Origin of the sequence: Mycoplasmopsis fermentans PG18 (assembly GCF_000209735.1) — a bacterium.
Classification (GTDB): Bacteria; Bacillota_I; Bacilli_A; order Mycoplasmatales; family Metamycoplasmataceae; genus Mycoplasmopsis; species Mycoplasmopsis fermentans.
On sequence record NC_021002.1, the window covers coordinates 702,838 to 708,931 of the forward strand.

Sequence of the window (6,094 nt, forward strand, 5' to 3'; positions counted from 1 at the left end):
ACTTTTATGCAAATTATATGTATAATTAACATACTAATTAATTGGAGGAAAATATGGATTTATCTAAAAAATTTGTAGCACAAAAATTAAACTTAAAAGAAGACCAAGTTGAAGTTGTTCTTAAGTTAATGGATGAAGGAGCAACAGTACCTTTTATTGCCCGTTATCGTAAAAATGTAACTGGTGGACTTGATGAAGAAGTTATTCAACAAATAAGTGACATGTATGTTTACAATGTTGAATTAAACAAAAGAAAAGAAGCTATTATTGACATCTTAAAAGAAAAAGGATTACTCACACCTGAAATTGAAAATAAATTAAAAGCAGCTGAAACTAAAGCTGAAGTTGAAAACATTTATGAACCATTTAAAGTTGGTAAAAAAACTAAAGCTAGTGAAGCTATTGCTTTAGGTTTAGAACCTTTAGCTAAAGCAATTATGGAAGCAACTGATGAAAGTTTTGATCCTTATAAAGAAGCTAAAAAATACTTAAATGACAAAGTACCAACAGTTGAATTTGCTATTGAGCAAGCTCAATACATTATTAGCCAAATTATGTCTCAAGATGTTGAAAATAGAGAATATGTTAAAAAACAAATTTATGATTTTGGTTTCATTGTAACAAAAGTTAAAAAGAATGCTGAAGATGAAAAAGAAGTATTTCAACAATACTATGATTATAAAGAAAGAATCAAGTTTATTCCTAACCATCGTGTTTTAGCAATTAGTCGTGGTGAAGACAAAAAGATTTTAAGTTATGACATGACTTATAATTTAGCTAAAATTACTTATGACTTAAACAACAAATATTTTAAAATCAAAAGAACAGGCAAGATTTTGAACGAATCATTAAAAGACAGTTTAGATCGTTTGATTTTACCTTCAATTATTAGAGAAATCAAAAGTGATCTTTTTGCTCGTGCAGAAAAAGAAGCAATTAACCTTTTCGCAACTAATCTTGAAACAATGTTACTATGACCTGCTGTTAAAAATAAAACAGTTATGGCAATAGACCCTGCTTTTGTTAATGGTTGCAAAATTGCAATCTTAGATCCTCAAGGTAAGTTCTTAAAAAAAGCTTTAATTTATCCTAACCCTCCTCAAAATTATGTTGATAAAGCTAAAGAAATAGTTAATAAACTATTAGATTCATACAAAGTTAATATTATTGTTATTGGCAATGGAACAGCTTCAAGAGAAACTGAAGAATTTATTGCTAATTTATTAAAAGAAAGATCAAAAGTAAATCCTAATGAAGATATTTCTTATGCTGTTGTTAGTGAAGTAGGAGCTAGTGTTTATTCAGCTTCTAAAGTTGCTATTGATGAATTTCCAGATTTTAGTGTTGAAGAAAGATCAGCTGTTAATATTGGACGTCGTTTCCAAGATCCTCTTAATGAATTAGTTAAAATTGATCCTAAAGCTATAGGGGTAGGTCAATATCAACATGATGTTAATCAAAAAGATTTATCTAAGGCTTTAGACTTTAAAGTTGATAAAGTAGTTAACATGGTTGGAGTTGACTTAAATAGTGCTACTAAAGAAATCTTATGCTACATTTCAGGTTTAACTAAAACATTAGCTCAAAACATTATTGATTATCGTGAAAAAATCAATAAATTTAAAGAAAGAAAAGAACTATTAAAGGTTAAAGGTTTAGGCGAAAAAGCCTATGAACAAGCGGTTGGCTTCTTAAGAATCCATGATTCTAAAAACTTTTATGACCGCACAGCTATTCACCCTGAATCATATCCTTTAGCAATTAATATTGTTAATGCGCTTCAATTAGATCTAAATGATATAGACTTAAAAACTATTGAACAACAAGATGCTAATAAATTAGCTAAAGACTTTAATTCAAATGAATATGATGTTAAGTTAATATTAGATTCTTTATCTAATCCAACTAAAGATATTCGTGATGACAAAGATGGCTACATTCTTAAAAAAGATGTTCTTAAGTTAGAAGACTTAAAACCAGGTATGATTCTAGATGGTTCAGTGCAAAATATTACAGACTTTGGTATCTTTGTTTATATTGGAATTAAGCAAGCTGCTTTAATTCACATTTCAAATATGAAAAGAAATAAAGATCACTACATCAAACACTCTAGCGAAGTAGTTAAAACAGGAGATAACATTAAAATCCAAATCCTTGAAATAGATAAAGAAAGAGAAAGAATTCAAGGCAAATTAATTTGAGAAGATTAATAATCAAATCAAATAAGCAATTTTTGTCAAAGCATTGGCAATATTGCTTATTTTTTAACATAATAGCATATATGAATTTTTATAAAATTTAACAAAGCAAAATGTGAAATTTAAAACGGATTGTCATACTTTTTTTCATATTTTTTTGACATTAATTTAATGATACAAAATTATTAAATTTTTGTCAATTTTTTTCAAAAAAACATGTTTTTTTATAGGAAAAGTTAAAAAAATAAAACAGTGTTTAAAATTAAAAATTTAATTTTTTAGTACAAAAAACTAACTCTTTCTTTTTAAAAAGAGTATATTTTTGTCATCTGAAAGAAATAATTGAAATTAGAATTGAATTAATTCACCTATTTTTTTATTGATCTTACAGATGTTATGAGTAAAATCTTTTATTTCGCTTTCTAATTTATTTTTGTCTAAATTTAGAGTGAGTAAAAGATTTTTTAATTTTTCAATTTTAGATTCTATTAAGTTATAAAAACTATTTGTTGATTTGATTTTTGTATAAAGAAGTTTTGATATTGTGCTTTCTGTCACACCTAAATTGTGTACAAAAAGTTGATATTCGTTAAGTTCTTCTCTAGTCAATGTTTTAGTAGGAAATTTTTCAATTCCTAAAATGTCGATATAAATACTACCATCCTTATCAATAAGCACATATACTTTTGATCTATCATTTAGAAAAACTCTTTTACCATTTTCTGGATTGTAAGGATAATAATATTTGTAATCATATTGTATTGTGTTAGCGGTTACTATTCTTATAAATCTCTCAATGATTTTATAATCACCATTTATTACTTTTCCAAAATGATTTTCTTTTACTTCAATATTTTTTCTAAGTTTTTCATTAAAGTAGTTGTTAAGGTCATTTGCAATTTTATTAGATTCTTCTAAATTTTTACCATTTAGTATTGGTAAATAATTAGCTTGAGCTGTTTTGAAAGATCTTTCAACTTGTACTTTAAAAGTAGGAGAACTTGAAGATTCTACTTTTATTTTTTTCCATTAAAGTATTAGTTAAAGGGGTTGTGGTGTTTTCAGAAACAAAAAATTCTTTTCTTTTATTAGTTCTAATAACCTTATAGTGAACCACAAATTCCGGACTTTTTGGAAAAAGGTTCGCTCTAATATATAATATTATTAGTTGTTAAAACAATACTAAAATATTAATAAAGGAGAGTCTATATGAAAGAATATAAAATTTTAACAGAACACCCATCAAAAGCTGAAGATTTAATGAATGAAATGGCAAGTAAAGGTTGAGAAGTTATAGCAGTAAATTATTGAATGAATTGAAAAGTATGTCTTGTCATAACATTTGTTAGAGATAAACAATAATAGAAAAGATCTTCTCATTATTTAGGGAAGATTTTTTGTACTTTTATTTAATAAATTAAGAACGAAACGGCTCCTTGTTTGTTCTCTATTTGTTCCTTATTTGGTATAATATTTACATGAAAAAAGAATTAGAACTATCATTTAAATATACTGATGAGCTTGTCAATTATCTTCTAAAAATTGAAAAATACAAAAGTTCATTAGAATTTTTGTCTTTACCTACAAGAAGTAAACAAAGAATTCAATTTGAAGCCAAAATTAAACAAACTCATTTTTCAACAAGTATTGAAGGCAATGTTTTAAACATTGAACAAGTTAAAAACGTTATAAACAATAAAACACATCAAACTAGAATTAAAGCTGAACAAGAAGTATTAAATTATTGAGAAGCTTTAAGTTTCTTAGAAAGAAGTAAAAAAGCTAAAATAAAAATAACTAAAGATTTTATTTTTAGTTTACATAATATTATTGAAGCTAAAAGTTCTAGAATTACCAAAATAGATTTTCGACAACCTACTCCTCTTGGAGTACTTTTTGCTGTATATGATTCAGTTACTAAAAGTCCTGAATATATACCACCAGAAGCTAAGGATATAAATATTCTAATAGATGAATTAATAACTTGAATAAATGAAAATCAACATTTACCAAGTGCAATAAGAGCAGCTATCATTCATTATGCATTTGTTACAATTCACCCTTTTGAAGATGGTAATGGTCGTAGTGCTAGAGCACTAGCTACTTATTCATTAATGTTAGATGATTATGATTTCAAAGGATTTAATTCTTTTGAAGAATATTATAGTAATAACTTAAATGAATATTATCAAGCATTACAAATGGATTTAAGTCCTTTATTTTATAATGGACGTAATAAACTGCCACATTTAGAAAAATGAATAACTTACTTTTGTAAAATTATGGCTCTTAATGCACAAAATATATATTTAAGTGCTTTAGAAGCAAGCACTAAAGATAATAGTTATAATGATTTGTTAAATAATCTTAATAAAAAAGACTTAACTTTATTAAGATATTGCATAGAAAATAAAAAAAGTATTATTCTTATTAAAGATTTAGCTTTAGTCTTTGGCGTTACTTCTAGAGCTATATCAAAATGAACTAAAGACTGAATAGACAAAGATATTTTAGTTCCAAATAGTGGTACTAAAAGAATTGCTTCCTATAAATTAAATAAAAAGTATGCAAAATTTAAAGTTAGTGATTTAGGATTTATAGATTAAAAATAAATTGAACTATAATGTAATGGAGTGGTTAAATTTCACAAAATTACATTATTTTTATTTGGATTAATTAATCAAATATAAAAACAATGGATTAATTAAAGTTATTACTGGTATTAGAAGTATTAGAAGAAGTGGCAAAAGTGTTTTATTAAATAATTTTTTTATAATTACTTAATTTAAAATAACGTAGATATTAATCATATCATTTCTTTATTATTTGATAACCTTGAAACCAAAGAATTATTAGATGCCACTAAGGCATATAATCATATTAAAAAATTAATTAAAGATCAAGGAATATATTATTTATTACTTGATGAAATTCAAAACATTAAAGACTTTCCGTTATTATTAAATTCACTTTTAGATTAGTCAAAAGTCAAGTTGACATTTATGTTACTGGTAGTAACTTAAAATTTCTTTCAAATGATATAGCTATAGAATTTATAGGTCGCGGTGAAGAAATAAAAATCTGTCCATATTCATTTAAAGAAATAGTTCAATATTTCAATTTAAAAGAAAATGAATATGATTTATATTTTGATGATTATTATAAATAAGGTGGTATGTTATTAGTTATTTTAAAAGAAAACATCAATGACAAACAAAAATATTTAAAAGAATATTTAATAACATTCTTATTAAGTGATATATTAGAACACTATAATGTCAAAAATGACTATAAAATAGAGGAATTATTAAAATTCTTAGCTTCTAGTTCTTCATCTTTAACTAATACTAAAAAATAAGTAATTTATAAATAGTAATAACAATTTTAAAATTGATAGTAGAACAATAGATACTTATTGTAACTATTATTAAGAATCATTTATTTTTAAAAAAGTTACTCAATATGATATTAATGGTTTAAAAATATTAAACGATAGTAATTCAAAATATTATTTTATCGATAATGGTTTAAAGAATGCTTTAAATGATTTTAAATTCGATGACTTTGGTCGAACATAGAAAACATTGTTTACTTTGAATTATTAAGAAAAAGGGAACTAATATAAAAAGGTGTGTTATAAGATTCTCTACGTTTTCTTATTTCGTAATTATTTTATCATAATCCATTTTGTAGCAAAGGAAAATACTGCATGTGAAGAGCATGCAGTTTCCTTTTGCGCGCACACGCGCTACTTGAATAGTACAAGATAAAGACACTACAAAGCTATTTACCATAGCGTGTTTTATCTTGAAATGATTTATTCATAGAATAAATCAAAAATTAATATTTTCATATTTTCTAGGCGCATGCACTTTTTCGTTTGCCTAAATCGCATG

General features: G+C 24.9%; 6 protein-coding genes. 5 read left to right on the forward strand and 1 reads right to left on the reverse strand.

The window, feature by feature from the left end; all coding sequences use genetic code 4:
- The first annotated feature begins 53 nt into the window (after positions 1-53).
- Entirely contained in the window at positions 54-2,210 is a 2,157-nt protein-coding gene (locus tag MBIO_RS03185) for a Tex-like N-terminal domain-containing protein (protein ID WP_013527072.1), read from the forward strand.
- 336 nt (positions 2,211-2,546) lie between these two features.
- Here MBIO_RS03185 and MBIO_RS03190 read toward each other — a convergent pair whose 3' ends face one another.
- Positions 2,547-2,876, reverse strand: coding sequence for a hypothetical protein (locus tag MBIO_RS03190; RefSeq protein WP_013527071.1), 330 nt, complete (start codon positions 2,874-2,876; stop codon positions 2,547-2,549).
- A gap of 531 nt (positions 2,877-3,407) precedes the next feature.
- On the opposite strand from MBIO_RS03190, the gene MBIO_RS04920 reads away from it, so the two are divergent.
- The 4 genes from MBIO_RS04920 (at position 3,408) to MBIO_RS03200 (ending at position 5,556) form a co-directional block, all read left to right on the forward strand.
- The gene (locus MBIO_RS04920; protein WP_013527070.1) at positions 3,408-3,560 is read left to right on the forward strand and encodes a hypothetical protein; all 153 of its coding nucleotides are present in this window, start codon (positions 3,408-3,410) and stop codon (positions 3,558-3,560) included.
- Positions 3,561-3,676: 116 nt separating this feature from the next.
- Entirely contained in the window at positions 3,677-4,804 is a 1,128-nt protein-coding gene (locus MBIO_RS03195; RefSeq protein ID WP_013527069.1) for a Fic family protein, read from the forward strand.
- Between the two features lie 371 nt (positions 4,805-5,175).
- Positions 5,176-5,367, forward strand: coding sequence for an AAA family ATPase (locus MBIO_RS05335; RefSeq protein WP_416373311.1), 192 nt, complete (start codon positions 5,176-5,178; stop codon positions 5,365-5,367).
- Between the two features lie 6 nt (positions 5,368-5,373).
- Positions 5,374-5,556 carry a hypothetical protein gene (locus MBIO_RS03200; RefSeq protein WP_013527068.1) on the forward strand — a complete coding sequence of 61 codons (183 nt, stop codon included), beginning with the start codon at positions 5,374-5,376 and terminating at the stop codon, positions 5,554-5,556.
- Positions 5,557-6,094 lie beyond the last annotated feature (538 nt).